We start from the raw sequence: 26,333 nt of genomic DNA on the forward strand, positions 1-26,333 counted from the left end.
GCAGAGCGTTATACGCTGCGGGAGAGGATGGCCTGTTTGACCTCTGCGATGGCCTGCGTGACCTTGATGCCACGCGGGCAAGCCTCCGTGCAATTGAAAATGGTGCGGCACCGCCAGACACCTTCCTTGTCGTTAAGGATCTGAAGGCGCAGGTCGCCGGCGTCGTCGCGGGAGTCGAAGATGAAGCGGTGGGCGTTCACGATCGCCGCTGGACCGAAGTATTGTCCGTCGGTCCAGAAGACGGGGCAGGCGCCCGTGCAGGCGGCGCACAGAATGCACTTGGTGGTGTCATCGAAACGTTCACGCTCTTCGGGGGACTGCAGCCGCTCCCTCGTCGGCTCGTGGCCGGCGCCGATGAAGTACGGCATGATCTCACGGTAGGACTGGAAGAACGGGTTCCATGTCCACAATCAAGTCCTTCTCCACCGGCAGGCCCTTGATGGCCTCAACGGTCACCGGCTTGTCCAGGTTGAGGTCTTTGAGCAAAACCTTGCAGGCCAGCCGGTTTCGGCCGTTGATCCGCATGGCGTCGGAACCGCACACCCCGTGGGCGCAGGAACGGCGGAAGGACAGCGAGCCGTCGATTTCCCATTTGATCTTGTGCAGCGCATCCAGGACCCGGTCCGTGCCGTGCATGGTCAGCGGGTAGTCTTCCCAGCGGGCCTCGTCGGAGACTTCCGGGTTGTAGCGGCGGATCCGCAGAGTGATTTCGAAGGTGGGGATCTCGCCGCCTCCAACAGACTGCGGTAGATCTATTTTTGAGGCGGGTTCGGTGGTCTGCGGGCTGCCCATGGACTCTTACGCTCCCTGTTGGCGCCGTTCCGGGCTTCCATGATGGCGGACATTATTAGTGGCCGCCAAAAACATGGGAAAGATGGATGAAAAGGAAGGGGATCATCACCACTGCCCATAGTCCGAGGACACCCCAAAGCATTTGGAGATGATACTTGGGGCCTTTCTTCCAGAAATCGATGAGAATAATCCGCACACCGCCGAACGCATGGAGCACCACGGCCGCAACCAGGCCGGCCTCCCCTATGCCCATCACCGGGTTCTTGTACGTGCCTATGACGGCGTTATAGGCCTCCGGCGATACCCGGACCATGGACGTATCCAGAACATGCACGAGGAGAAAAAAGAAAATAGCCACGCCGGTAATGCGGTGGGCAACCCATGCCCACTGTCCCTGTTGCCCGCGGTATAGAGTCCAAGATGCGGTCTTTGACACCGCGCCCTCCTCGCTCCGGGAGCCGCCTTCCAGGGACGCACCTGGTCTAACGGCGGCCTCACCTGTGAGTCTACGACCGCGTAGGCAAAGGTCAACCCTTTGACGAGACTCGCAGAAACCTCCGTGCACCCGGATAAGTTGCCTCAGTTGAAAGCCTTCCCTCTGCGATGGTTGACGGTGTTGGCAGCGGTTGCCAGCGATGCCCCTTTTCGTGAAGCTAACAAAGGCCCAGCGGCAGGCCGTGACGAAGAAGAAAGCACTCGCGGATCGAGGCGCGACCACGCCACCACCGCAGAACGACGCTGCGGCATCGTTGCGCAGTGTGGCCGCCAGCCACAATGCGAGCCCAGACGTCGGGGGAGCACACTGACTCCAGCCCGGGCTGTGCCCGGCGGCACGGACACTGTCTGCGGGACACCTGCAGTCTTGGTCTTTTGCAAAATGATGGCGTCACTTGGGACGTCGTGTCCGGCTTGCGTGAGTCTTGTGACGGGGGTAAACGGAGGAGCCTCGTGGTCGGCCACGTTACGGACGGCTTCTGGCACGGGCGTGTGCGTGGCCTCTCCGACACATCTTTGATCAGAATAATATCCAGAGAGGCAGAGTTCGACATTTCTGATGCGGGCTTCGGCAGCGCGCTGTTGAATGGGAGCATGATGGGCAAAGCAACAAGCTGCCGTCGGGGGCCGTCACATTCGTCGGACGCAATCGATAAGAAGAGGTTCCACCATGTCACTTCCAATCACGAAGTTGGTCAAGAAGGCAGAAGTAGCCGAACAGACCATGTCCTTCGAGTTCGAGAAGCCTGCTGGATTCAGCTACAAGGCCGGGCAGTTTGCTGATTACACGCTGATTGACCCTCCGGAGACCGATAAGGAGGGAAATACCCGCGGATTCTCCCTTTCCAGCGCCCCCTATGAGCCCAACCTGATGTGCACGACGCGGATGCGTGACACCGCGTTCAAGCGGGTTCTCAAGGACATGCCCGTCGGGACCGAGCTGGAGCTGGATGCTCCCTATGGATCGTTTACCTTGCACAACAGGGCCGCCAGGCCCGCGGTTTTCCTCACCGGCGGGATCGGAATCACGCCGGTGCGCAGCATGGTCCTGCAGTCGGTCCATGACCGGACAGGGCACACGATCTTTGTGTTTTCCTCCAATAAGCGGCCCGCGGACGCCGCCTTCCTGGACGAGCTGAGACACCTGGAGGAGTCCAGTGCCAACGTCACCTTCGTTGCCACCATGACCGAACCCGAAAACTCGCAACAGCCCTGGGACGGAGAAACCGGGTTCATCGACCAGGACATGATCACCAGATACGTCGGGGATCTCAGCACCCCTGTCTACTACCTTTGCGGGCCTGCCGGCCTGGTCAGCGCGATGCGCAGCCTCCTCAACGGTGCGGGCGTGGACGACGACGACATCCGCACGGAGGAGTTCACCGGATACTGAAATGTAAACTGTCCGGGCCCCTCGACTGCGGAGGCCTCTCGACTGCGGGGCGCCATCAGCTGCCGGGCGCGCGTCCAGAGCGGAACGTGCTGCTGCAACCGGCTGGGACCCCAATCCCGGCGCGGAGGCCATCATCAGGGTCCGCCCTCAACGAAGGTCACTCCGCGGCGAAATGTATACGAAATGTACATAGGTGCACTAAGCCGCGTTCCTTGAGTAAATGCACACTACGATCCAGTGCTTCGACGCTGTCGACGGCCCAGTTCACGTCCTGAGCCCCAATCCCGCCGGGGCGGTGGGGTGCCTTTCGGCGGACCCGTCGAATGGCTCCCGCAGAGCCGGCCCGCGATCGCCACGTTGGTCGAGAGAAGCCCCCGGAAACTCCTGGTGCATATGCTTGGGAACCACCGGCCGGGGCTTCGGCGAGGAACTCATCAGGGCGATGGCTCTACTGCCGGCTGCGTTGCGGAGATCGCTGATCTGGGACCAGGGTCCGCGCCCATCGGCCCGTCAACCGGGCCAAGAATGACCGGCCAGCCTTCCCGGAGATGTTCAACTGATGCAACGAATCAGTCCTGCCGAGGTTGCTATGAGGCAACAGGCCCACCGGGCCCATCCCGCATTGGGGTTGGAGGGGGACGGTCAGATGTTCTGCCGTTGCGTGTCTCTCTGGCAGCCCGTCCCCTGAGCGGGGCGTGCGTCATACCGGATCTTCCATCGCCTGTCGGTGGTTAAAGCGTAATCTGGGGACGGGTAACACTCCTCCCGGAATCTGCACGGAGAATCAACGGTTAGAGGCACATCGTGGCACGTGAGGATAATCAGGACTGCCCGGACGCTTCCGGGCCGGCTGTTTCCGCCGCGGGCCGGAGAACGCCTGCCAGCTTCCGGGAGGAACTCTCAACCAAAGCGACCACCGTCGTCGATGATTCCTGGGCAGGGTCTGTCCCTGCGCAGTACGGGGTAGCGCCGCGGATGCGCATAGGGAGCAGCAAATGGTTCAACCTGCTGTGGCTGCTGCCGATCGGCTTCGTTTTGCTGCTGACTGCCGTGGCGGTTGCGAGGGGACTGCGTGGTGCCCCCAGCGTGGCGGAGTTCATCAGGGAATATCCAGGCCGTGTTATCCCGGCCGGGGCCGAAGGTCGGGCGGGGTTCCCGGCCTGGATCGGGTGGCAGCATTTCTTCAACATGCTGCTCCTGATCCCCATCATCCGTTCCGGGGTAACCATCCTTGCCGATCATCCCAGACTGTACTGGACCCGGCATTCAACCCCGGGCAAGGAGTGGTTCCGGATCCAGAAACCGGTGCCCCCGGACCCGCTGTACACGGCAAAGCAGGACTCGATCACCCTCCCTGACGGCGTGGGTCTGCCGGGCCGGCGGCACTCGATCGGGCTGGCCCGGTGGTGGCACCTGGGTATGGACACGCTCTGGCTGCTCAACGGCCTGATCTTTTACATACTGATCTTCACCACGGGTCAGTGGCTCCGTCTGGTGCCCACCAGTTGGGACGTCATCCCCAATGCCCTCTCGATGTCCATTCAGTACGCCTCCCTGGACTGGCCAACCGACAACAGCTGGGTCGCCTACAACAGTCTCCAGGTCCTGGCCTACTTCATCACGGTCTTCATCGCCGCACCCCTGGCATTCATCACCGGGTTGGGCATGTCCCCGGCCCTGTCCACAAAATTCCGGTGGATCAGCAGGGTCCTCAGCATCCAGGCTGCCCGGTCCCTGCATTTCCTGGTCCTGGTCTGGTTCCTGTTGTTCATCGTGATCCACGTCTCCCTCGTGGTCGCGACCGATGCCTTGCGGAACTTCAACTACATGTATGCAGGCCGCAATTCCGGCGACTGGTACGGGTTCTGGATCTTCGCCGCCTCCCTGGCCGTAATGATCGTGATCTGGGTGGGCGTCACCCCGCTCACCTACCGGCATCCGCGTATGGTCCAGCGGATCGGGTTTGCCCTCATTGGCCCGGCGCAACGTTTGTTCGAGCACCTCGACTCAAAACCCGGCAGGTACACCGACAAAGACATCTCCCCGTATATGTGGCACAACGGCAAGTATCCCGAATCCAGGGAATACAAAGCGCTCCTGGCCACAGGCTTCGCCGACTACCGACTCCCGATCTCCGGCCTTGTGAAGAACCCTGTGGAACTTGACCTGGCCCAGCTTCACAGCCTGGCGTACCACGAGCAGATCACCCAGCACTTCTGCATCCAGGGCTGGTCCGGCGTGGCCAAGTGGGGCGGCGTCTCCATGCAAACCATCATCGACCTGGTGCAGCCGGACCCCGAGGCCAAGTGGGTGATCTTCTACTCCTTCGCAGAAGGACCCGACGGCGGCATCTACTATGACGCGCAGCCGATCGAACAGATGAGCTACCAGCTCACCATGCTCGCGTACGACATGAACAACGCACCGCTGACCTACGGACACGGCGCGCCGCTGCGCCTGCGCAACGAGGTCCAGCTCGGCTTCAAACTCGTCAAATGGATCAAAGGCATCGAATTCGTCAAAGACTTCTCCCACATCGGCGGCGGCGAAGGCGGATACAACAACGACCACGAATTCTTCGGCTACCGCCAATCCATCTAGCACCCCCACACCCGGCATGCCAAACGGAACCCCAGTGTCTGCCACGAGGATCAGCGCCCTGGGCCGGGTTTTAAGCCCGGCCCGTAGCGCTCGTCGAATTTGGCAGTTGTTCGCCTTTTACCATTGGTAGATCCTCTGCAGGATTTCGTGCCGGGGTGCCTGTGCCGGTCCCGGATAGGCCACCATGACCGGCACGCTGTCAGGGCCCTGGCCCTCGACCAGGCTGAAACCCTCCACTGTCCGCCTGGTGACCTGGGAAGAGTGTTTCCGCAACATCTGCTCGCACCGGTCCAGGTCCGCATCGTCCCGGGCGGTCCATATGAGGTATTGAATGCCAATGCTGCCCAGGGGGTGTTGCGCCTTCTCTCCCATACTGCGCAGGTACAGCTGGTATCCGACGGGGCCGACCAGCAAGGCCGCGGATTCGTCATGGATGGTCACGTTCCATCCCAGGAACTCCTGGTAAAAGGCGACGGAACGGTCAAGGTCGCTCACGAACATCACGGCTGAGGCCAAGTGCAGCGCCTGATGCCCCTCGCTTCCCGTGGTTTCGCGGCCTTTCGAAGCACTGCTCTTCGGCGCTTCCGGTTGTTCTGATTCCTCAAATCCCATTGCAGAAAACCAATCTCTCGGCCCAGACGACCTGCCGCGACACCGCGACGGACCGTTGTCAGGCTATCGGCCGGAGCAGAGGGCGTAAAGGGGACCTCTGGTCGCCACCACCGCGGCGGCTTCCCGACTGCTCAGAAACAGTCCACCGTGCCGGAACGGAGTCATCGCCGCCAGGGTTACGCGGCAAAGGAGCGCTGCCGGATTCTTCCGGGATCACTTCACGGCCGCTCCGGCCAGCTGAGTAAGCGCGTCCTGTGTGTGCGGCAGCGGGGCGCGTCCACCCCGGGGCGCTCGTACTCAGTGGATGATGACGTGGTTCCAGACGCAAGACGCCCCAGGTCCGGAGACGACGGACTCCTGCACATCGGATCAACGGGATATGAGTCCACTGTATGGACAGGCATGGTGGACGGAACCAACGTCACCCACGCCTATGTCAACATCTACACCGTTGGTTAAAAACCCTTTGTTGTCATTACCATAATTTGGATAGCACATGGACTCGCTAAGCCCACGGCTGTCATTGGTGTGAAGTAGCTGCCACTGGGTAGCCCAGCAATCTGGACTAATCCCTTTATTAGCCAAGGAACTCCTGGCCAGCTTCCTGCTGCATCGGTCTAGCATGGACAAATGGAGGATGACCGGGAATTCACGGCGGAAGAAAGGCACAGCTACACCGCCGTTTGTCCGTTCTGTAGCGAAACGGCATACCCAACGTGGCAGCGCGTCTACGACGAATCCGCACCTGGGTCAGCTGAGAAATGGAAACTGGCGTTGCTAGAGTGCCTGACCCCCGGATGCCCGGACTCCCGTTATGACGCATAGCCTGCCGGAGATTTGCCAAAGCGCTGCTCACCGTTGGTGTCCTCAGCCAGAGTAAAGCGCGCCCCAGTTGCGACACCAGGCAGCGTGCCTGCCTCGTGAGCGCACGAAACGACACTGCCGGCGCACAACGTGACTGCGATTTGGGGTGGTTTGCGCCGATGAACGGCGGTGCTTCAGCGCCTCCAGAGCCTCGCCTCGGGATGCCCCTCCGCGCGGGTGTAAGAGGGAGGCAGTCAGGCCAGCTCCGGCCTGCTACCCGGTTGTCTCGTATCCCTAGGGATTTGAGGCACCTGAGTTATGAGGCAAGCCCGATCGATGCCGGGGACAGTGATCCGCTTTAGGGGGGCGCGGAGTTATGGGTTCTCGGGTTTGATTTCCCTGGCATGGGAGGCGAGCAGGCGAACGATGCTTTGCAGCTCCTTGCGGAGCTTGTCCCCGTCCCCTGATGCACGTATCAGTACTGTGCGGTCCACTTCCCGGGCTTCGTTGATCACCCGGGCGCCAAGGTCGGTGATGGAGACGACCTGGCTTCTGCGGTCAGAAGGGCTGGGCTGTCGGCGGATGTAGGCCCATGCCTCCAGGCGGGACAAGGTCTTGCCCATTGTCTGGTTCTGCACACGGACCCTTTGGGCAATTTTCGCCTGGCTCATCGGCTCCTCGGCTCTGGATAGAACATCGAGGGCTATCACTCCGGCGTGGGTGAGCCCGGCATCTGCCAGCTTCTCGTTCCAGGAATGTTCGACGAGCCTGGCCGCGGTTGATAGGAGGCGGCCGGTGGGCCAGGAATTCATGTCGGGCATTAGCGGAGTATAGACCCTCGGCCTACACGCGGCCTGGACGTGGTTTCAAGGGTGAAGTGGAAGCACTGAGCGCGGAGCCTGCGCAGGGACCGTTCCTGAAACCGGTTTGGAGATGTGGGGGAGCAGAAGCGACACTGAGGCGGTCGTGTAGCAGAGTGCGGCGATTCAAAGGCAATGCCTTAGGTCCTGTCGCTGCAGCAGCTCGGCGGCGGGGCCCCTTTGAGGCGAAGCGCCCACTGCTCGACAGCTATGAAGGCCCCTGGGAGGGACCGAAGCATTGACGCGGTACTTCGGAGGCCACGAGCAGCAGTTTAGTTTTCGCGCTGCTCGAACTCCGTATCAAGCTCGTGATGGGGGAACTCGGTCTCCGGGTGAGACTCACCATCGGTCACGATTTCATGGTCCAGTTGGCGTTGGACCTGGCTGTCGAGAACCTGCAGCTTCTCGTCTTTCAGTGTTTCCAGATCCTCGGGGAACGGGTCGGCCGGGGTGATCCGCAGATTGTCTGACATAGGTGTCCCTTCACTAGCGGCACTCCAGCTCATCGGACACCCGCAACAAGAGTATTTTAGTCGGCTCCGCTCAGGTTCGAGCCCGTCAGGTTCGCGCTCCTGAGTTGGCAGAGGTTTTAGTCAGACCAGGCTTGGTTGGCTGGCGAGGATGTAGTCCAGAGCGGCCGGACCGGTCATTCGAAGTCCCGGCCGTATACTGCGGTGGTCGTTCGCGCGTAGTTCGTGGATGCCTTGCTGGGACATCGCTGCCCAAAACGACTCGCAGGGCCCGGGGGTTTGTTCTTGCAGTGCACACCAGCTCAGATACACGCCGTACATCTGGTCTTCCGTGAGTACATGGTCATTGACCGCATCGGCGGCAATGCATTCCTGAACAAAACGGGTGTAGTCCGGGGTTTCCATCTCTAGCTCCTGTTCCTTGTACGAAATCGTGGATAAGGGGGCGGCAGCATCTTTGAACCGCCATAAGAACGGAGAGCAATGTGCGCGGGTGATGAAGCGTCAGGGGGCCATGGTGGCCTCACCTCCGTGGTCGCGGATGAGGGACGCGGCCATCCGTTTGGCGAATACGGCTGCCTCCCGGTCTCCCTCGACCGCTGAAATGATCGAACCCTTTGTCAAAATGTGGCAGGAGCGGGCAAAAACGTCGGGTTGTTCAAGGCCGGCTTCCACGGCCAGAGCCCGTATGAAGGCCCGGACCTGCGCCAGATAATCGATTGACGCAATTCCCAGGGGATGGGCGGGACCCATTTCCAGCATGGTGCTGACGAAGGCGCAGGCCTGAAAGTCATCCTGGCGGAACCACCCGTCCAGGACATCAAAAATAGCCAACAACCGGCCGGTGGGGTTCTCGGTCCGCCTTCCGGTGTCCGCGATGATCGCCTCAACCGTCATGTCCTGGTGGCAGCGCTCCAAGTAGGCAAGGACCAGCTCATCCTTTGAAGTGAAGTGCGCGTAGAAGGTTGCTTTAGCGACCCCGGCCCGTGAAATCAACTCATTGATACCGACATCGCGGATACCCCGGTGCAGGAACAGCTCGTAGGCGGCATCCACGATGCGCTCCCTGGCGCCAACCGAGGCCAGGCGTGGGGGAGCAGAGGCGGCAGCGTCGCTGGTGGGCGGCAAGGCATATGTGTGGGCCATCACGAGCAGACACTACACGAAAAGCAGACAGACCAGTCAGTATGCTCGAAGCTTTGCGCTAGGCACGCGGCTAATCCCGACCATCAGAAGACCGTTTCTGCGAGGAGCCGCACCGGTAGAAACTGGCGCCTGGCGCGGAGGGGTCCACTAGGCCGAGCCCGGCACGGGCCCAGCAGGCAGTCTCCGCGGTCGCCGGCTCGAACTCGTCTCAAAACCCTAGGGATTCCCGAGAGGCGAGTTATGAGACACTTCACCCAGTCCGATCTTTCTGAGGAGGCATCAGTGCTGGCGTGGACGACGATCGCTTATGGCTCGGCGCTCTCAGCGCTAGCTGGACTGGTCCTGGCGTTTCTCGTGGCCCGTGAAAGGCACCCGGGAACGCTGGTCGCGGTGGCTGTTGGAGCCTTTGCTGGCCCCTTCGCTTGGAATGCGATCCTGCACGCGGTAAACGCCCCGCAGTTCTTCGTCGACGCGCCCCTTCCGGTATTCCCGGTCAGCTGGCAGGACACGGGTTCTGGTGTATTCGCTTTCGCTGCACTGGCGCTGATTGTGGGGGTGGGTCCACAGCGGTCAGGACCGGCCCGGCGGCTCGTCCTCCTCGCCGGGCTCGGTTCCATCGCGGCACTCGTGGTGGATGTCTTCCTTTACTGACCGCATACTGACCAGCCGCAGCGCAGGACAGCCGTGCAGGGTCTGGAGTGCGGGCGTCCCCGTCGAGCGCGTTCGGCTGGACACTGACGTTGTCCGCGACGAGGAAACTGTCAGCGAAGAAGTTCGCAAGGAACACATCGATACGAACGGCATCGATGACACCCGCCGTTAGCAACAGGAAGCGGGCTAACCTGCCTGCCGCGACGGTGTGAACGGAGCCCCCGGAAGTGAACTTCTCCTTCCGGGGGCGTTTCATGTGCGAGATGACTCCTCATCCGATCGCGTTCGTTCCGGCCCATGCCTGCGCAGACTCTCCTCAAGGAATGCTTCGTACCAATAGACAGTCCCCAGCTCAGGCACGGGGGTATCAAGGTTTCGGTAAAGAGCCTCCAGCAGCCGTGCCAGTTCTTCATTGGACAGGCTGGAGGCGACCGCGTCAGGCCCTCTGGGATCGCCGATAATCCTGTGAAGTTGTGGGTCTGATGCTGGTTGGCTGGGCGCCGTGAGAGCGTCCGGATCCCTTTGCCGGCTCCCCCGGAACACGCTTCTACATCCGGCCGGGAGCCAGGTCTGCGTCGACGTTGGGATCAGTGCGCTTGGCTTTCAGTTCCTCGGTGTTGACCCATGGTGATGGTTGGGGCTTGGAAGCTTTCATGGACCGCCATACGGCTGCCCCTGCTCCCGCGGCGGCGATTCCTGTGATCAGCCACCAGGTCCGGGACGGGGATTTCTTGGCCTGGATCGGGGCCGGGGCAGCAGGTCTTGGCCCGACTCGCATCAGTTGTTCATGGACCCTGGGAGTGATGGTTTCCACGCCGCCGGCCAGTTCGTCTGCCAGCCGCCGCAACAGCGCCTGGAGCCGCGGGGATGCTGTTTCGATGCCCGTGTCCAGCCCGGCTACCGCTCTCTGGAGGGCTGTCTGGACTCCGGGGGTGGCCCATTCCCCGCCCTTGGCCAGCTGCGACATGAGGTTCTCGGAAAGACGATGAACCTGCTCAGTTTCCGTCGGTGTTTTTGCTGTCCGCATTGATGCCTCCTATGGGTGGTGGTGGGGGCAGCTTAGGCGCGCCGCGACAGTGTGGAAAGGGCCTTTGGAGCTGCAGAAACCGACCTAACTAGGCGCCGATCCGTGAGTTCGATAAACGGCTCAGACAGAGTGATCGGCAGCCAGCCAGACCCGCTGGACACACTTTTCCCACAGATAGGGCGAATCCGAATTGCTCTCTAAGGGTGCACTCCGAATCCGGACGCCGCGGGATCTGCCGCGGTCCGAGACGCTCGCTGAAGGATCTTTTCAGCGGGCACCCGCGATCTTGGTCCTACCTTTAGGGTGCCTGCTCGGCCGAGCAGGTGCCGCTCACTACACAAATCGTCTTGCTACTGACGTTGATCGGCATTGCAATAACGACTGACCCTGGCCTGTCTTTCGGGGAGGATGCCGCAGAGTATGACGTTGGATAGATGCCCGATGCTTCTTCAAATCGACAACACCAACGGCCGACCCCCTAGCAACTCGACTAGGGGTCCGCCGCTCGCTCATCAGACAAAGTGCGGCGCTGGGCTTCAAGGAGGCCGCGGAAAGTTTCTGCATCAGTCATCGCCGGTTTGGCGTCAGGATTGGGCTGATGTGCTTTTCTTCAACCAAAACATTGCCTCTTCCCGTGAAGTGAAGAAGCGTTTGGGCCGGGTTTTGCTCCTGGCCAGGACGAAGTTGGCTACAACTTGATCGACGGGGGACGCGCCCATTAACGCAATGGGTGATGCTTGACAGGGGCGTGAGAAAACTTCGTGGGCTCCTCGGGTGACTTTCGTGGTGGTAGTCATGTCGACAAGCATTGGGCGTGTAGCTGATCCGCATAACTCGTTGACCATGCGCATCGCTGCCTCAGCATCAGCAGACCCAACGGTGGAGTGTGGCGACCATCTCAGGTGGATTATGCCGTCCTTATCCACATCAAGTTCAACTTTGTCCGATTCAAAAGACACCACAATTCTGCCCCCCAGCTCTCTGCAGTCTCATCCAATGTAATCGATGATCCGCTGCCCGTCCTAGGAAGGGCACCAGCTGAATCACGAACCTGCAGCGGCCTCGATAAAGTGTCGGGGCATCAACCAGCGAATCCGATACGGAATCAAAATTTTTGATGCGGCGCCAGGACAGGCAGTGGTCCGTCTACACCGCGATCGTCTCAAAACCCTTGGGAAACGAGACGTCTCAACGAGCGAATAGTCGTCTGACGTGCACAGTCACAGATTTTCTGCGGAATCTTGGACGGGCGCTGGCAAGGGCGATTCTCGTAACTATGTCTCATAACCTCTTGGCAAAAATCGAGCACTCATCCCTAGTTATGAGACAGGTGAGCGCACGTCGGCCGGAGCCGATTAGGGCGAGGCGCGGAAGCAAACACAATTCTTAGTTCGGCTGCCTGCGTCTTGGAAACAACAAGCTTTTCAAAACAGCATTTTAGAGTGCGGGGTTTCGGCAGGGTAGGCGGAAGAGCAGGGGTCCCTGCGTCTCGGAAACGCGTCTCACCAGAAAACTGTCCCGGCGGCACCGCGCGGGCATCTCGAGTCAGTACTTCCACCAGCGCCTCAAGCTTCAAATGGAGGAGCCCGTTGGCATTTGCCTCGACGCAATGTTTTGTCGGGTGGACATTGTCCACTCGACCGTGAAGGCCGGGCTGTCTATTCACTGCATCACTGGTCATTCGCAACCCGAAACATCGTGATACGGGTGCCGGCTCGCTATTCGAGGTCAGGAGCAGGAACCCGTTTCTTTCGGGAACGTTGACTTCCACTCCACAGTCTCGGGCGATACTCCGGCCTACGTAGCTGCCAGATACGAAGGTTCCGAAGCGAAGGTCGCCCAATTCAACGGACTCCAGCCAAGGGCGCCTTTGACCTCAGCACAACGCTCCGGCTGATTCCGGGCGGACCGACGAGTGGCGCCAAGGGGGGGGCGCCACAACCGACGCAAACGGGATCCCCACACGTTACGTAGTCGAATCTGGGGACACCCTTAGCGGTATCACCTACCGATTCAACCGCACCAAAAAGCAGCCGGCAGAGGCAAAGAAAGTCCCCTTCACGTACGTGAAAGGGCGGCACCTACTTCATCCAAGCCGGACACTTAATCCAGCCTCATAAGAACCCGGTGGACAGCCGGGCGGGCAAGGGGGAAACAGTCACTAACTCGTTCGGCCAAGCCGCATATTACGGTGACTCGTTCGATAGCCTCGAATACCGATTGCGTTCCACTACCGAACAGATCCTGCTTTACAACCCGTCACTCGCGGCAAACGAGCCGATCCCGGTGGGAAGCAAATTGCGGTTGATACCCGGCGAACTCAAGATCGAGGGTGCACAGGGCACGTTCACTGCCGATGCCGAAGGTATCCCCCGGTGACACTGAGCCCCAAATGTCGTTCCGATTCAGCATCACTGATCTGCCAGCAGCGAATCGCCCGACCACGGCACAGGCGGAACCTGGTACGAAGCTTGACCTGCCTACTGGCGAATTAGCACCCGGACGGACCGTAAGCTTTTCGGTGGACAAGTCCATCAACAAGCCAGGCCTTTAGTTGCAGTGATCGACAACCGTCTGGCAGCTTGCGTATCAGGCGGCGAGAGCTTTGGGGAATGGGCCCTACTGAGAACTCGTTGAACGTTCTAATACTGCGCCGGCTGGAGGCGACGTGCCCGGTGCTTGCGGCCGTGGCGCATTTTGGAGCGCTGCTGGGATTCCGCCAACCTAGGACCGCGGTGATGGCCATCATCATCTGTCATCAGGCACCCGCAGGGTGCTTGATGACAGATGGCTTAAGGTCGAGCGGGGGAGGGGCTGGCAGTGCTTGTCACGAGCGGTTGTCGAGGTAGTGCAGAATCGCTCGGGCCGTTTCCTCCGGGGCGCTGACGTGGGGGCAGTGCCCCGTGGCCTGAAGCTGCACTAGGGTGCTGTGTTCCAGATTCGTGTGCAGGTAAGTGCCCACTTCCGGCGGGGCAAGCCGATCGTTGGAGCACTGCAGAATCAGGCAGTTGGTGTGCAACTTTTTCAGTTCAGGTCGGGTGTCGGAAAAGAAGGTTACTCCGGCGAAGTGCCGTGCGATGGACGGATTTGTCCGGCAGAAGCTGACGCGCAGGTCCTCCGCTAATTCCGGCTCCTGCGGGTTGCCCATGACCATGGGCGCCAAGGCCGCGGCCCAGGCGAAATAGTTGCTGTCCAGGGACGCCAGCATGCCCTCGATGTCTTCCCGCGAAAACCCGCCCACGTAGCCGTCGTACGGGTCATCCGTATGCCGGGGTGAAGGAGCAAGCAGGACAAGCTGGGAGAAACGGCCGGGGTCCCGCACTGCAGCGATCACGGCGATCATCGTGCTGACACTGTGGCCCACCAGGATGACGTCCTCAAGTTCGAGAGCTGCGCAAATCTCCAGCAGGTCCGATGCGTACCCGTCCAGGGTCCCGTACTTCTCCCAGTCGTAAGCGCTGATGTCGGAGTGTCCGGCACCGACATGGTCAAAAAGGACCAGCCGGTAATCATTTTCGAAGTAGGGCAGCAGCTTCCGCCACATGGCCTGATCGCAGCCGAAACCGTGGGCAAACATCATCACAGGCCGGTCATACCGGCCGATTATGGTGACGTTGTTCCGGCCGGTGACCGCCGCGGCTGCTTCGATCACGTTCTTAATGACCCCCTCTAACGTTGTGTGGCGTCCTGTTTCAGACTATCCACGGGAAACAGAGAATCCTAGGGATCCTCCCTCTATGACCTTCAGGGTGACGTCGAGTCCGAATCCGAAGCCGCCGCCAACGGTGTTGGCGCCATAGGAGCCAACCTCCCGAATCGGCACTTCCGGGGGTAGGGTGTGCGCTATCCGACGAAGGAGTCACGATGAGCTACAAATATCGAACTGTTCGGGTTCGCGGTACCGAGCTGGTTGGAACAATTGCCAGGAAGCACGGGGGTGCGGCTGAAATCTACGAAACGTCCAAAGACTTGAGTACATCAGTAGTTCCGGTGTTCTTCGAGGCAACGGGCGAGATTCGTTTCTTCGACAGGTCAGTGCTGGAGGACGTTGCGACACCAGCCACTTAACCCGCTAGGCATACCGGGCGGCCACGCCGGCCCGGCGTGTGGGTGGGACCCATTTCACGGGCAAATGGGGGCGTGGACAATGTCCACACTTTCGCCGGCAGCTGTCGATCGTGATTGCTTCATCCATGTGCTTCAGTGCGAGGGGCCTGTAAGTGGCGGCGTAAAAGCTCGTTTTCGTTCGCGGCCTTGTTCGATTCTGGCGTAGTAGTCGCGCTGGCCCCCGAGGGACGTACTTCCTCCCTGCGCAGTCCCGTGCCCGGGGCGACCCGGCTAAAGGAAATCCTGGGGCGGCCAGGCTGGCACGCCTTCTGCTGGTCCGGAGGAAATCGCCCACTGCGTTGGTCTTGGCCATATCCGTACCCTGGTTTCAGAAGTGGCTGGTGGGCCTGCCATTACCAGGCCCACCAGCAGTCAACTCGAGTTATTGCTGTCTCGCCCCCGAAATGTCGGGGACTGGGGCTACTGCTGCAGGGTCGGCCGGACGACGAGCTCATTGATGTCGACATTTGCTGGCTGCGCGACGGCAAAGGCGATAACGTCGGCCACAGCAGTAGCGGGAATCCCGAACTGTTCGGCTGCGGCGTGGGCAGCCGCTCGGACTTCGGGATTGCCGCCCCGGTCCGTTAGTTCAGTCAGCGTGAAGCCGGGCGAAACCACGGTTACGCGCACGTCGCTGTTCTCCTGGCGGAGCCCTTCAGAGAAGGCCCGGACGGCGTATTTTGTGGCGCAGTAGATTGCTGCGGTCGGGTCAACGCGCAGCCCAGCGACTGAGGCGACATTGATGATGTGGCCCGTGCGCCGGGAGCGCATGCCGGGTAAAGCACTTGCCACACCGTGAAGTACGCCGCGCAGATTTACATCGATCATGGAGTTCCACTCTTCGATGCGCAGATCATGCACGGGGGACAACGGCATGACGCCGGCGTTGTTCACGAGAACGTCGACCGGACCAAAGCGCTCTTCGGCGGCTTTCACGAAATCCTTGAAGTCGGCAAGGTCTGTCACGTCGAGCCGGCGGTACTCTGCCTGGCCTCCATCGCGCTGGATGTCAGCCACGAGGGTCCGCAGTGAATCCTCACGCCGCGCGCCGAGGACTACCCTGTGGCCCTGGGCCGCCAGCGCGCGTGCAGTGGCTGCCCCGATGCCACTGCTGGCACCTGTGACGATGATGTTCTTTTGGTTTTGATGGTTCATGTTTTGATACTCATTCACTTGAGGATGCGCGGAAAAGGACAGGTCTGCCTGGGAGTGCCGCACCTTGTCAGTACTTCCCAATGGGTTGATGGCTGCTTACGGCAAGAATCAGCCTGCCCGTGACGGTCCGGGCTTCCATTTGTGCGTGTGCTTCGGCAGCTTCTTCCAACGGGAGCACGCTCACCGGGAGGGCCAGCTGACCGCTTGCGATGAGAGGCAGGACAGCACGTCCGGCGGCTGCCCCGCGTTCGGGGCTTTCGGAGAGCGCCAGCCCGGCGCTGAAGCCCAGGATGCCGATGTTGCTGCGCCAGATCCTGTTGGTGTCGACCATGGTGCCCGCGTCCTGTGCGGCGCTGCCGACGACAAGCATGCGTGCATGCTGTGCCATGACGTCCAGCGTGGCGAGGCGCTGCTCTCCTCCTACGGGGTCGATAACGAGATCGAATGTTTCGTAGTGGAGGGCATCGGGAAATTCGTCGGAGACAATGACACGGTCCAGCCCGAGAGGCATAGCAGCTTTAGCCTTGTCCCTGGTGCGGACGGTACCAATTACCCGGCTGGCTCCGAGCATTCGGGCGACGGCGGGAAACGCGGAGGCGAGGCCGCCAATGACGCCGTGGACCAGCACGCGGGATCCGGCACGGATGTTGCCGAGCTCGGTCAGTGCCATATAGGCGGTCGCGGCGTTGCCAAGTCCCGCGACGACCTGGACCGGATCAGCGCCGGATCCTTCGAGTGAGACGACCAGCGCGACCGGGGCGGCTACAACTTCTGCGTATCCTCCGCTGTTCGGAAGGGTCACCGTTGCGACGTGCTCACCGATCGAGAGATCGTTGACACCTTTCCCGAGGGCGCGGACCGTCCCGGTGACTTCGAGCCCCGGTACGTAGGAGGGCTTGGGGACGTAGTCGAGGTCGGCAAACGTTCCTCGACGGATGATGGCATCGATGAGGCCGGCGGCTGCGTACTGGACGTCAATGGTTATTTCCCCCGCGGCCGGCTCGGGGGTGGGAAGGCGGACTTCCTGAATGACTTCGGGGCCGCCGTAGGCCGTGGTCGACATGCTTTTCATTGTGGTTGTTCTATCGGTGTTGGTTCTCGCCGGCATTGCTTAGACGTGCTCCGGCACGGTGCGCAACGACAGCAGGTTCCTGTAGTCCTGCGCCCGGTCCTGCAGCTGTTCGTCCGTCAGGTCACGGACGCCGTGAAGGATGAAGGGGCTGAGCCATTGCATTCCGAGCCGTCGGGCTGTGGCCTGCAGCGGGATGAGGATGTCGTTGTAGTCCCACCCGTGGAAGCCGTTCGGAGAGTAAGCATCCCCGGCGCCGCCGGTGCTGGTGGCAACACGGAGTGTCTTGCCTGCAAGGGCTCCGGGTGCCCCGGTACCGTAGGCCCAGCCGCGGACAAGCACCTCATCGAGCCAGGTTTTGAGGAATGCCGGAGGCGCGTACCAGTGGGTTGGATACTGCAGGACGATGTTCTCGGCCGCTTCCACCGCGGCCCTCTCGGCAGCGAGGTCGATGTGGCCGTCGGGGTACAGGCGTCTTAGGTCGTGCACCGTCGGATCCGGTGCATCCTCGAGCGCGGTTGCCAGGGCCCTGTTGATACGGGAAGTGGAAAGGTTGGGATGGTCCAGAAGGACCAGCGTCTTGTGATGTACAGCTATCATGGTCGTGGTTCCATTTCATTGAGGGGAAGCCGCAGCAGGCTGTGGACAGTGTCGGTTCCACACCCTCCGGTCGGGTGGCAGGGCCTGGATTACTTGTTCAGGAAGCGGAGCAGGATTTCGTTGATCTCGCCACCGTGGGTCCAGAGCATGCCGTGCGGGGCGCCTTCGATCTCCACGTACTCAGCGGTGGGAACACGCTTGGTGAACTCCCGCCCTGTTGCGCCTATTGGGAGGATGCGGTCCTCCGTTCCATGGACAATCAGGGCCGGGACGGTGATCTTCTCGACGTCGGAACGGAAGTCCGTGAGCCATGAGTTGACGACAGCGAACGAGGCGTACCAGGAGGAGTGGGCGGCAACGTTCCATGCGTTGCGCAGGGCTTCCTCGCTGAGACGGCTTCCAAGGAAGGTGTCGGTGTTGAAGAAATCCTTGTAGAAATCGGCGAACCAGGCGTAGCGGTCTTCGATGGCGGCGTTGCGGATGCCGTCGAACACCGAGGAAGGAACGCCGGTGGCGTTGTCCTCGGTTTGCAGGAGGAATGGTTCGAGGGAAGCAAGGAACGCTGCCTTGGCTGTCCGTGCCTCGCCATAGGTGGCGATGTACCGTCCCACTTCGCCGGTGCCCATCGAGAAGCCAACCAGGACGACCTCCGGCAGGTCCAGGGTTTCGAGGATGGTGTTGAGGTCTGCTGCGAAGGTGTCGTAGTCGTAGCCGGTGGTCGGCTTGCTTGACTTGCCGAAACCCCGGCGGTCGTAGGTGATGACGCGGTAGCCGGCGTTCAGGAGGGCTGCGCTTTGCTTCTCCCATTACCCGCCATCCAGCGGGTAGCCATGGATCAGGACAATCGGCTGCCCCGTGCCGTGGTCCTCATAGTAAAGCTCGACGTCCGTGCTGTTTTCCGTACCGACTTTGATGAAAGCCATAATTCTGTTTCTTTTCTTGAGGGGAGAACGAACGGTGGTTCTCCAGCTGTCAGCAGATCGAAGTGCGATGTGGCTTGGGTAGGGACTGGCCGTCAGGTTCGACGAGGGCGCACTGCCGGAGTAAAAACGTCACCGAACCTGCAGGCCGGTTACTTGTCCCGAACGGGTGCTTTTTCGGCCAGCTCGGTCCGGGTCACTGGATGGCCATCGATGGACTCGTAGAGGCTCTTGGAACGGGCGAGGCCGTCCATCAGGCTGGCTGGTCCCCGGAAGGGAAGGCCGCCAATGTGCCAACCGTCAGTATGCAGTTCTTCGATGAGGACCCAAACGACCTCCCGGAAAGCTTCGGATCCTTCAAACTGAACCATGACGTCGGTCAGTGCCGCCGCCATCCGGTGCTTTTCGTCTTCCGTGAAGACCCCGTCGACGAGCTTGACGTTTACGAAGGGCATTGCCTTCTCCTTTGTCTGTGGGTGCTCCGGATTGCCCCGGATACGTCAAGCATCGTCCCTGGAAAGAATCAGGGGACCCGCTGATTCCGTCAGGAAACCCACAAATAGCGTCAGGGTATAAACATCACGCGGGGAGGCGGCCGCCGTCGCCGTGGCGCAGCATGAGTCGCTCAAGATATAGGGAGGGACTCATTCCGACTTTCTGCGTGAATACGCGCCTCAGTGTCTCTGCACTTCCGAATCCAGTTGCGGCTGCCGTTGCTGCAACAGTGGCTCCGCGTTGAAGCATTGCCTGCGCGGCTTCGATCCGCACCTTTTCGACATACCGGGCCGGACTGGTCCGGGTTGCCTCTTGAAACCTACGGGCAAGGCTGCTGGCACTGAGATTTGTCATGGCGGCCATGGCATCGATCGAGTAATCGGCCGCTGGCTCAGCCGTGATCCGGTCCAAAAGTTCCCTCAGGACGTGGTCCCGGGATGTGCTCGCACCGACGGCAACCGAACGCTGTGATTGCCCGCCGGGTCGTTGGTTGAATATGACCATTTGCCGAACGACGGCGCGGGCTACTTCCGGACCATAGTCATCCTCAACCATGAACAACGCCAGGTCCACGCCGGAACTGATGCCAGCGGAAGTGATGATCGGATCATCCTGCACAAACAACGCATCGGGGACCACGTTAACCAGGGGAAATGACTTTCTGAACCGCTCGACCTGGGTCCAGTGCGTTGTCGCGTTCCGGTAGTTCAACAAGCCCGAGTGCGCCAGGAGAAAAGCACCAGTGCAAACGGATGCGATCCTATTGGCATCGTTCGTCAGATGGGTAACGGCGTCGACCAGTTCCTGCTCGAAAGGCTTGGCCACCATGCCGTAGGCCCCAGGGACGAGCACCGTGTCCAGGGCACCTACCCGACGGGCGGTGGTTTCCACCATCAGATAGTGGCCGTTTGCAGCACGTTTGGCTTGGCCGTCCGCTGAGACCATGACTGTCTTATAGTCGGCGCCAAAGGCATTGGCATGATGGAACACGTCAGCTGGCCCGGCGATGTCCATCATCGTGACGTTGTCATGGACCAGGAACCCGATGGTCCTGCTTCGTTCACTCACTTCTCACCGCAGTCCTCGCATCCGGCGATGCACACACCGCCAAGCACTCTTTGGGGGGCCTTTCCCATCATGGATCGTGACCCTGTAAGTTCACAACAGGCCTCACTCATGCCGCAGGTGCCCACCGGATTTGAAGGACTAATTCAGAAAGCATCGCCAGGCGGCGTGAAGCTCCCGCCCCCTTGCTCATGTCCTGGGGGACAAGAGATCCGCGGAGCGGACCGCGGCCCACTCCGCGAATGCAAGGGCTTGAGCAACGGCTAGAAGGCGGGGTTGGTCCCCTGGGTGTGGGTTGTGCTCAGGTGAGCCTGCAGCAGCCCACCGGGCCAGGAGGATGGAGGTGCCTTCTCCGGGTTGCGCAATGCCTGCTCAACGACTGTTTGGTTCAGGCACTGTTCGATCATCAGGCGGGGATACGTCGCTTGGATTTCGGAACGGTGCTTCTCCGCACGAGGCAGCAGGGTGTCATCCCCGAAGTCGGCCCGCACGCCGAGGCGGAGGTACCGTGCCACGGGTCCGCGGCGTTCAGCGATCTGAGGTGAGGTGTGCAGCGCAATCGCTTCCCACACCGAGTCAACCCGGGCGGCTTCCCATCCATGGGTGGTCAGGAACGCCGCGGCCGCGTCCGCACCTTCGACTTCAAAGCGCTGCGGACCGTCATACTCATCGAGGGTCCCGGCATCGTGGAAAAGGGAAGCGATCCGCAGAGCTGCAACATCAACGGCACAGCCCTCGCCTACAGCGATGGTTCGGGCATACTCGAACACCCGGGCACTGTGGTTGAAGATGGGCCGCTGCAAGAGCTGAACCAACAACTCCTCGGCGGCAGCGAGTACGGCGCCGTCGGCATGCATGAGAGTGGGTCCTTTTGTCTCTGCGTCCGTCATCTATCTTCCTTTTCGTGGTTAAGGTGTCCGCGTTCCACTCATCATCATGGACTACCCAAACCAAACAGGCTGAAGATCGTCGGACGCCTCGCATAGCGGGGCAAATTTAAGCGTAAAGATGTCCTCGCCCTGCGCGGAAGGGCAGCGGAGAGGGTCAGCCACCTGTCCAGGGCGAGCGTACATTGGGAAGGTGGCGAAAAACCAGGCTTTAAGCCAATACCTGCAGGCCCGTCGGGGGCTTGTTAGCCCCGAAGATGCTGGTCTCGGTGGGCTTGGCCGGCGGCGGGTCCCGGGTCTTCGACGTGAGGAGGTCGCAGGGCTTGCGGGTATCAGCGTTGATTACTACGTGCGGCTGGAGCAGGGAAAAGACCACCACCCGTCGCCGCAGATCCTCGATGCCCTTGCCCGGGCCCTTCGCCTGGATCCGCCCTCGACCTTGCATCTGCACCGCTTGGCGCACCCCGACTCTGTGGCCGAGGCAGGGGTGGGAGAGGCAGCAGGCGTTGACACAGGGCTTTCGCATCTGCTGATGACTTTGGCCCATGTCCCGGCTTTCGTGCAGGACCGCTTCATGAACGTCCTCGCTGCCAACCCGTTGGCAGTCGCGCTGTCGCCGAGGAATAAAGTTGGGACGAACGTGCTCCGAGAAGCGTTCCTGGACCCTGCCGAGCGGGAGCTTTACGAGGACTGGGAACAGGTCATGGAGGAGGCCACCGCCGGTTTGAGGGCCTCTGTTGGGGAGCGGCTCAACGACCCCGCACTTGAAGCGCTGGTCTTCCACCTGTCAAAGAGCAGTGCCTACTTCCTTCAATTGTGGGCTCGCCACGATGTGCGCCCGAAAGTCGCGGGGAAACGTCTTCTGCACCATCCACTGGTGGGAGACATGGAGCTCTTCCACGAAAAACTGGCAGTTACCGGCACCGACGGGCACCTTCTGGTCATTCATCACGCCGAGCCCGGGAGTCGGTCCGAACTGGCCTTGCAACGGCTGGCAGCCACTCTTCCGCAAGCGGACTGAAATTCGACAAGGAACCAAGACGGTTCCTCAGGGTAGCCCTGGTATTCATATGAAACCCAGGGTTCTGGCTGCCTCTTTTCGATCGGCGCACACTGAGTCATAAGCCCGTTCACCGAACTCCTATCCGGAAGTTGCCGAGGTGCGGGCGTTGGCCCCCTCGAGATCCGTCGACTCGCGTCTGTCGCAAGAAAGCTCATCACCATGACAAGAATCACCACCAAGTTCGGGTTCAGCTCAACCACCTCCGACGTCACGGAAGGCATCGAATTCACGGGTAAACGGGTTGTGATCACCGGCGGGGCCTCCGGCATCGGCATTGAGACCGCCCGTGCATTCGCCAACATTGGAGCCGAAGTCACTCTCGCGGTCCGCAACATTAGCGCAGCCGCACCGGTTGCAGCCGATCTCCGGAGCTCAACCGGCAATCCGAACATCATTGTGGGCCGCGTGGACCTTTCGGACCTGTCCTCTATCTCCGAGTTCGCCGCGCAGTGGAGCGGCCCCCTCCACGTTCTGGTCAACAACGCCGGCATCATGGCCCTGCCGGAGCTGGAACGGACCCCTGAAGGCTGGGAGATGCAGTTTGCCACCAACCACCTCGGACATTTCGCCCTCGCCAACGCCCTGCACGGACAGCTGGCCGACGCCGGTAGCGCCCGCATTGTCTCCCTGAGTTCCAGCGGCCATCTATTTGCCCCGGTGCTGTTTGATGACCCTCATTTCAACTTCGTCCCCTACGACCCGTTCCTGGCCTACGGCCAGTCCAAGACGGCCTCAGCACTGTTCGCCGTCGCGGCGACCGAGCGCTGGGCAAGAGACGGCATCACTTCAAATGCGGTTATGCCCGGCGCCATAGCCACCAAACTTCAACGCCACACAGGGGGCCTCCGGACGCCACTTGAGCGCCAGAAGACCCCGCAGCAGGGTGCAGCTACCACCCTGTATGTCGCCACTTCCCCTGACCTGGATGGCATCGGCGGTCGCTACTTTGAGGACGTCAACGAAGCCCCCGTCGTGGACCACCGGGGCACGGACTACACAGGGGTGGCTCCCTACGCCCTCGACCCGGCTAACGCCCGACGCCTCTGGGACCTCTCCGCTGAACTCCTGGCACAGCTTGCTACGTGAACGCCGACAACTTCTCAAGACAAAGGGAGCAAGACATGAGCACCTCCGAAACAGATACTCCGCGGGCACCAACCAACCCAAACACAACTCTGCGGGACACGAAAGTGGGCTGGATAGGCCTCGGAGACCAGGGCGCTCCCATGGCCCGAGCCGTCGCCGCCGCAGGATTCGAGCTGCATGTCTGGGTCCGGCGCGAAGCCTCCCTCGCAGCCCTCCAAGGTCTGCCATACGTTCGGCATGACACCCTTGCCGGACTGGGGGCCGCCACTGACGTCGTCGGACTATGCCTTAGGGAGGACTCCGACATCGAAGAGGTTCTCACCTCGGGCGGACTGCTGGAAAGCCTCACGCCGGGGACCATCCTGATCAACCATGGCACCGGACTTCCCGGCTACGCGGAGTCAATGGCCCACCGCGCCGCTTCGTCCGGGGTGCTGGTGCTGGACGCTCCCGTCAGCGGTGGCCGCCCCGGCGCCGAAGCCCGGCAGCTGACGACCATAGTCGGCGGCCCCATCCAGGCACTGGAGATCGTCAGGCCTGTTCTTTCGGCCTTTTCTGGGAAGATCACCCACATGGGAGCGACCGGAACTGGTCAAACCGGCAAGCTCATCAACAATGCTCTCCTCATGATGAACCAGAAAAACGTCCAAGACATCCTGGCGCTGGCCAACAATCTGAAGCTGAACGTGGGACCCCTGATGGATCTGCTGCTCTCCGGAACGGGCAGAAGCTTCGCGCTTGAGGCACTTACCGGCGCTGTCACGACCGACAACGCCGAACACCTTAAAGTCCTGCAGGTCATTGATACGGAAGGGTTTCGCCAACTCGCTGCAATGAGCCTTTCCTGGGACTTTCGATAAGACGTTTGGGCTTGGCGCGAGGCTTGCGTCGATAACGGCGGCCTCGCAGGCGCTGTCTTGTCCGGGCAGGCGAGCATTATCGGCCGCTTCAGCGACACAATATCCCCTGAACCGGCAGGGGAGCGGAGGGGTTCTGTTCCACCCAGTATGGCGTTCCGCAGGTACTGGAGAATAATCTCACCTGCTGAGCTTGTCCTCATGGGCTAGGGCGGCTTTCGGAAGAGCTCTGACAGCAGAAAGGCCGGGCTGGATGATCCAGCCTGTAGCGCAGCGCTTAGCATGCTGCCGCAGGTGTAGGTGGACTCCGCTGGCCGGGGTTTATCGGAGGCCAGGCCCCGGCTGGTTGACCTGAACGAGCCGGGAATGTCTATATTCTGTGGAAGCAATGGCTTCAAGGCATTCAGCAATCGAAACGGTTCCGTGTCCCGCGATTTTTGCAGCGGTGCCTTGCTCCCGACGCTCGACAGGCTCACCGGCCCGAATTAAGTGGGAGATGGAAGATAAAGGACGTCCTATCTCCTGTATACTTGTCATTAGAGTAAGGCCGCCGACAGAGTGCGGTCGAAGGAGATGACGTGACAGTAGCACCCGCAGCGGTATCGTCGGCAAGGTTTAGCGCGCAAATCCGCTCCCAGGCACTTCAAACGCGCATCATGGAGCTGATCCTGGAACGTGGGCTCGATGTTGGGGACGCGCTTCCCACCGAGAGCGAACTGTCCGCTGAACTGGGTGTGGGCCGGAATACTGTCCGCGAGTCCCTCAAGGTTCTGCAAGCGCTCGGCGTCATAGAAATCAGGCACGGGTTCGGCATGTTCGTTGCCCCCAACAACTTCAGCGCCCTGGTGTCCGGGCTGACGTTCCGCGGCAGGCTCTCGCTCAGGCACAAGGGCGAAGAAGCAATGGAGCTCATTGATGTGCGGCAGGCATTGGAATCTGGCCTCATCGGTTCAGCCATAGACCTCCTGACGGAGGACCATCTTGCGGACCTCCGGTCCACCATGCAGGCGATGCAGGATGCCGCCGCAAAAGGCGACCCCCTCGCGGAGCATGACGCGGAGTTCCACCGCCGTCTCTACGCGCCCCTGAACAACGAACTGCTCATCAACCTGATGGACGTATTCTGGCAGGTGTACCGCCAAATCCATGAGGCGCTGGGCTCCGGGCCGGTCAACCTTGAGGAACAGGTTCAAATCCACTGGAACATCTACGAGGCCGTTGCCGGCCGGGATAAGGCCCTGGCCTCAGAGCGCCTCCAGCGCCACTTCGACGGCATCCGCCTGAAACTCAAGGACGTCGCGGCCTCCTGACGGACGCCCGCCCGATTTCCTGCCTGTACTTCCTTCACCGCCCGTGTTCCGGGGGGACTCACCCATGCCGTTTTTCGTAGAGAGTGCTTTGCCATGGAAATTTTCGTAGTGCCTACTGCCGCAGCCACCGGCTCCGTCGCGGCCGGGATCCTGGCAGCCGTCATCCGCAGTAAGCCGAGCGCCGTGCTGGGGGTTGCAACGGGAGGCTCGCCCCTTCCGATCTATAAAGCGCTGGCTGGGCACCGGCTCGATGTCACGGGAATCCGGGCCTTCGCGCTGGACGAATATGTCGGCCTGCCGGCAGGACATCCTGAAAGCTACGCTGAAGTTGTCCGGCGTGAAGTGACTGAGAGGCTGCACCTTGACCCCGCCAAGGTTGCGGTTCCGGACGGGAGTGCCGCGGACCCGGAACGTGCGGCGGCTGACTATGAGGCTGCCATTGCCGGCGCCGGAGGCATCGACGTACAGATCCTCGGGATCGGCCACAATGGGCACCTGGCCTTCAACGAGCCGGGCTCGGCACTCGAATCCCGGACGCGCGTTGAAATGCTCACCGAACGAACCCGGCAGGCCAACGCCCGCTACTTCAATTCGCCGTCGGACGTGCCCCTGCGCTGCATCACCCAGGGACTGGGCACCATCCTTGAAGCCCGGCATCTCCTGCTGGTGGTCAACGGCGCGGACAAGGCTGGCATCCTGGCTGCGGCCGTCAACAGCCCTGTGACGACCGACTGCCCCGCGTCAGTTCTGCAGTTGCACCCTCATGTGACGGTGGTGGCTGACGAAGCCGCTGCTGCGCAGCTTTCGCCGGGGAGCCGGCAGGTAGCCGTGCGCGTGGGCGGTGCCGCCGCTGCAGTGTAGGGCGGCC

At 61.2% G+C, this 26,333-nt stretch carries 27 protein-coding genes and 3 pseudogenes; 12 read left to right on the forward strand and 18 right to left on the reverse strand.

Annotated elements, in window-relative coordinates; translation table 11 throughout:
- Nucleotides 1-8: 8 nt before the first annotated feature.
- Together ACTAQI_RS04935 and sdhC are read right to left on the reverse strand one after the other, a co-directional pair.
- Nucleotides 9-792: pseudogene (locus ACTAQI_RS04935) on the reverse strand (succinate dehydrogenase iron-sulfur subunit).
- Between the two features lie 55 nt (nucleotides 793-847).
- Nucleotides 848-1,228: a succinate dehydrogenase, cytochrome b556 subunit gene (sdhC, locus tag ACTAQI_RS04940; protein ID WP_457949951.1), complete on the reverse strand. Its 381-nt coding sequence runs from the start codon at nucleotides 1,226-1,228 to the stop codon at nucleotides 848-850.
- 729 nt (nucleotides 1,229-1,957) lie between these two features.
- Here sdhC and ACTAQI_RS04945 point away from each other — a divergent pair.
- Nucleotides 1,958-2,680 carry an FAD-dependent oxidoreductase gene (locus ACTAQI_RS04945; RefSeq protein ID WP_457949953.1) on the forward strand — a complete coding sequence of 241 codons (723 nt, stop codon included), beginning with the start codon at nucleotides 1,958-1,960 and terminating at the stop codon, nucleotides 2,678-2,680.
- Between the two features lie 804 nt (nucleotides 2,681-3,484).
- Nucleotides 3,485-5,281, forward strand: coding sequence for a molybdopterin-dependent oxidoreductase (locus tag ACTAQI_RS04950; RefSeq protein WP_457949955.1), 1,797 nt, complete (start codon nucleotides 3,485-3,487; stop codon nucleotides 5,279-5,281).
- Between the two features lie 117 nt (nucleotides 5,282-5,398).
- On the opposite strand, the gene ACTAQI_RS04955 is transcribed toward ACTAQI_RS04950, so the two are convergent.
- On the reverse strand, nucleotides 5,399-5,797 hold the full coding sequence (locus tag ACTAQI_RS04955; RefSeq protein WP_457949956.1) for a VOC family protein: 399 nt from the start codon (nucleotides 5,795-5,797) through the stop codon (nucleotides 5,399-5,401).
- Nucleotides 5,798-6,205: 408 nt separating this feature from the next.
- Here ACTAQI_RS04955 and ACTAQI_RS04960 point away from each other — a divergent pair, with 408 nt between their 5' ends.
- On the forward strand, nucleotides 6,206-6,352 hold the full coding sequence (locus ACTAQI_RS04960) for a hypothetical protein (RefSeq protein WP_457949957.1): 147 nt from the start codon (nucleotides 6,206-6,208) through the stop codon (nucleotides 6,350-6,352).
- A gap of 719 nt (nucleotides 6,353-7,071) precedes the next feature.
- Here the strand turns inward: ACTAQI_RS04960 and ACTAQI_RS04965 are convergent.
- The 5 genes and pseudogenes from ACTAQI_RS04965 to ACTAQI_RS04985 all read right to left on the reverse strand — a co-directional run bounded on the left by ACTAQI_RS04965 (nucleotide 7,072) and on the right by ACTAQI_RS04985 (nucleotide 9,173).
- On the reverse strand, nucleotides 7,072-7,518 hold the full coding sequence (locus ACTAQI_RS04965) for a MarR family winged helix-turn-helix transcriptional regulator (protein ID WP_457949959.1): 447 nt from the start codon (nucleotides 7,516-7,518) through the stop codon (nucleotides 7,072-7,074).
- A gap of 311 nt (nucleotides 7,519-7,829) precedes the next feature.
- Nucleotides 7,830-8,030 (reverse strand): hypothetical protein, encoded by a 201-nt coding sequence (locus ACTAQI_RS04970; protein WP_457949961.1) that lies wholly within the window; start codon nucleotides 8,028-8,030, stop codon nucleotides 7,830-7,832.
- A 56-nt stretch (nucleotides 8,031-8,086) separates the two neighbouring features.
- Nucleotides 8,087-8,140: pseudogene (locus ACTAQI_RS04975) on the reverse strand (pentapeptide repeat-containing protein); the annotation flags it as partial.
- A gap of 10 nt (nucleotides 8,141-8,150) precedes the next feature.
- Entirely contained in the window at nucleotides 8,151-8,432 is a 282-nt protein-coding gene (locus ACTAQI_RS04980; protein ID WP_457949963.1) for a hypothetical protein, read from the reverse strand.
- Nucleotides 8,433-8,531: 99 nt separating this feature from the next.
- A complete protein-coding gene (locus ACTAQI_RS04985; protein WP_457950991.1) occupies nucleotides 8,532-9,173 on the reverse strand; it encodes a TetR/AcrR family transcriptional regulator in 642 nt (213 codons plus the stop codon).
- 240 nt (nucleotides 9,174-9,413) lie between these two features.
- Here ACTAQI_RS04985 and ACTAQI_RS04990 point away from each other — a divergent pair, with 240 nt between their 5' ends.
- Complete coding sequence (locus tag ACTAQI_RS04990; protein WP_457949965.1) at nucleotides 9,414-9,824, forward strand: hypothetical protein; 411 nt, start codon at nucleotides 9,414-9,416, stop codon at nucleotides 9,822-9,824.
- On the forward strand, nucleotides 9,808-9,996 hold the full coding sequence (locus ACTAQI_RS04995; RefSeq protein ID WP_457949966.1) for a DUF2382 domain-containing protein: 189 nt from the start codon (nucleotides 9,808-9,810) through the stop codon (nucleotides 9,994-9,996). The genes ACTAQI_RS04990 and ACTAQI_RS04995 overlap by 17 nt, the downstream gene beginning before the upstream one ends.
- Nucleotides 9,997-10,371: 375 nt before the next feature.
- Here ACTAQI_RS04995 and ACTAQI_RS05000 read toward each other — a convergent pair whose 3' ends face one another.
- Together ACTAQI_RS05000 and ACTAQI_RS05005 are read right to left on the reverse strand one after the other, a co-directional pair.
- The gene (locus ACTAQI_RS05000) at nucleotides 10,372-10,851 is read right to left on the reverse strand and encodes a hypothetical protein (protein WP_457949968.1); all 480 of its coding nucleotides are present in this window, start codon (nucleotides 10,849-10,851) and stop codon (nucleotides 10,372-10,374) included.
- 584 nt (nucleotides 10,852-11,435) lie between these two features.
- Nucleotides 11,436-11,813: a DUF7793 family protein gene (locus tag ACTAQI_RS05005; protein WP_457949970.1), complete on the reverse strand. Its 378-nt coding sequence runs from the start codon at nucleotides 11,811-11,813 to the stop codon at nucleotides 11,436-11,438.
- A gap of 1,258 nt (nucleotides 11,814-13,071) precedes the next feature.
- On the opposite strand from ACTAQI_RS05005, the gene ACTAQI_RS05010 reads away from it, so the two are divergent.
- The gene (locus tag ACTAQI_RS05010; RefSeq protein ID WP_457949971.1) at nucleotides 13,072-13,230 is read left to right on the forward strand and encodes a hypothetical protein; all 159 of its coding nucleotides are present in this window, start codon (nucleotides 13,072-13,074) and stop codon (nucleotides 13,228-13,230) included.
- Nucleotides 13,231-13,678: 448 nt separating this feature from the next.
- On the opposite strand, the gene ACTAQI_RS05015 is transcribed toward ACTAQI_RS05010, so the two are convergent.
- Nucleotides 13,679-14,503 (reverse strand): alpha/beta fold hydrolase, encoded by an 825-nt coding sequence (locus tag ACTAQI_RS05015; protein ID WP_457949972.1) that lies wholly within the window; start codon nucleotides 14,501-14,503, stop codon nucleotides 13,679-13,681.
- A gap of 212 nt (nucleotides 14,504-14,715) precedes the next feature.
- Here ACTAQI_RS05015 and ACTAQI_RS05020 point away from each other — a divergent pair, with 212 nt between their 5' ends.
- Nucleotides 14,716-14,919: a hypothetical protein gene (locus ACTAQI_RS05020; RefSeq protein ID WP_457949974.1), complete on the forward strand. Its 204-nt coding sequence runs from the start codon at nucleotides 14,716-14,718 to the stop codon at nucleotides 14,917-14,919.
- Nucleotides 14,920-15,378: 459 nt separating this feature from the next.
- Here the strand turns inward: ACTAQI_RS05020 and ACTAQI_RS05025 are convergent, their stop codons facing one another.
- The 7 genes and pseudogenes from ACTAQI_RS05025 to ACTAQI_RS05055 form a co-directional block, all read right to left on the reverse strand.
- Nucleotides 15,379-16,113 carry an SDR family oxidoreductase gene (locus tag ACTAQI_RS05025; RefSeq protein ID WP_457949976.1) on the reverse strand — a complete coding sequence of 245 codons (735 nt, stop codon included), beginning with the start codon at nucleotides 16,111-16,113 and terminating at the stop codon, nucleotides 15,379-15,381.
- Nucleotides 16,114-16,180: 67 nt separating this feature from the next.
- Complete coding sequence (locus ACTAQI_RS05030; RefSeq protein ID WP_457949977.1) at nucleotides 16,181-17,185, reverse strand: quinone oxidoreductase family protein; 1,005 nt, start codon at nucleotides 17,183-17,185, stop codon at nucleotides 16,181-16,183.
- 39 nt (nucleotides 17,186-17,224) lie between these two features.
- On the reverse strand, nucleotides 17,225-17,782 hold the full coding sequence (locus tag ACTAQI_RS05035) for an NAD(P)H-dependent oxidoreductase (RefSeq protein WP_457949979.1): 558 nt from the start codon (nucleotides 17,780-17,782) through the stop codon (nucleotides 17,225-17,227).
- An 89-nt stretch (nucleotides 17,783-17,871) separates the two neighbouring features.
- Nucleotides 17,872-18,705 (reverse strand): annotated as a pseudogene (locus ACTAQI_RS05040) (alpha/beta fold hydrolase).
- A 149-nt stretch (nucleotides 18,706-18,854) separates the two neighbouring features.
- On the reverse strand, nucleotides 18,855-19,157 hold the full coding sequence (locus tag ACTAQI_RS05045) for a tautomerase family protein (RefSeq protein WP_142134092.1): 303 nt from the start codon (nucleotides 19,155-19,157) through the stop codon (nucleotides 18,855-18,857).
- 124 nt (nucleotides 19,158-19,281) lie between these two features.
- Nucleotides 19,282-20,265 (reverse strand): GlxA family transcriptional regulator, encoded by a 984-nt coding sequence (locus ACTAQI_RS05050; protein WP_457949981.1) that lies wholly within the window; start codon nucleotides 20,263-20,265, stop codon nucleotides 19,282-19,284.
- 260 nt (nucleotides 20,266-20,525) lie between these two features.
- On the reverse strand, nucleotides 20,526-21,152 hold the full coding sequence (locus tag ACTAQI_RS05055) for an HD domain-containing protein (RefSeq protein WP_457949983.1): 627 nt from the start codon (nucleotides 21,150-21,152) through the stop codon (nucleotides 20,526-20,528).
- Between the two features lie 190 nt (nucleotides 21,153-21,342).
- Here ACTAQI_RS05055 and ACTAQI_RS05060 point away from each other — a divergent pair, with 190 nt between their 5' ends.
- The 5 genes from ACTAQI_RS05060 to ACTAQI_RS05080 all read left to right on the forward strand — a co-directional run bounded on the left by ACTAQI_RS05060 (nucleotide 21,343) and on the right by ACTAQI_RS05080 (nucleotide 26,326).
- The gene (locus ACTAQI_RS05060) at nucleotides 21,343-22,170 is read left to right on the forward strand and encodes a helix-turn-helix domain-containing protein (RefSeq protein ID WP_457949985.1); all 828 of its coding nucleotides are present in this window, start codon (nucleotides 21,343-21,345) and stop codon (nucleotides 22,168-22,170) included.
- A gap of 201 nt (nucleotides 22,171-22,371) precedes the next feature.
- Nucleotides 22,372-23,298, forward strand: coding sequence for an SDR family NAD(P)-dependent oxidoreductase (locus tag ACTAQI_RS05065; RefSeq protein WP_457949987.1), 927 nt, complete (start codon nucleotides 22,372-22,374; stop codon nucleotides 23,296-23,298).
- Nucleotides 23,299-23,333: 35 nt separating this feature from the next.
- The gene (locus ACTAQI_RS05070) at nucleotides 23,334-24,158 is read left to right on the forward strand and encodes an NAD(P)-dependent oxidoreductase (RefSeq protein ID WP_457949989.1); all 825 of its coding nucleotides are present in this window, start codon (nucleotides 23,334-23,336) and stop codon (nucleotides 24,156-24,158) included.
- Nucleotides 24,159-24,733: 575 nt separating this feature from the next.
- The gene (locus ACTAQI_RS05075) at nucleotides 24,734-25,465 is read left to right on the forward strand and encodes a FadR/GntR family transcriptional regulator (protein ID WP_457949991.1); all 732 of its coding nucleotides are present in this window, start codon (nucleotides 24,734-24,736) and stop codon (nucleotides 25,463-25,465) included.
- A gap of 93 nt (nucleotides 25,466-25,558) precedes the next feature.
- On the forward strand, nucleotides 25,559-26,326 hold the full coding sequence (locus tag ACTAQI_RS05080) for a glucosamine-6-phosphate deaminase (protein WP_457949993.1): 768 nt from the start codon (nucleotides 25,559-25,561) through the stop codon (nucleotides 26,324-26,326).
- Nucleotides 26,327-26,333: the final 7 nt, after the last annotated feature.

It is taken from the genome of Pseudarthrobacter sp. alpha12b (assembly GCF_054130495.1).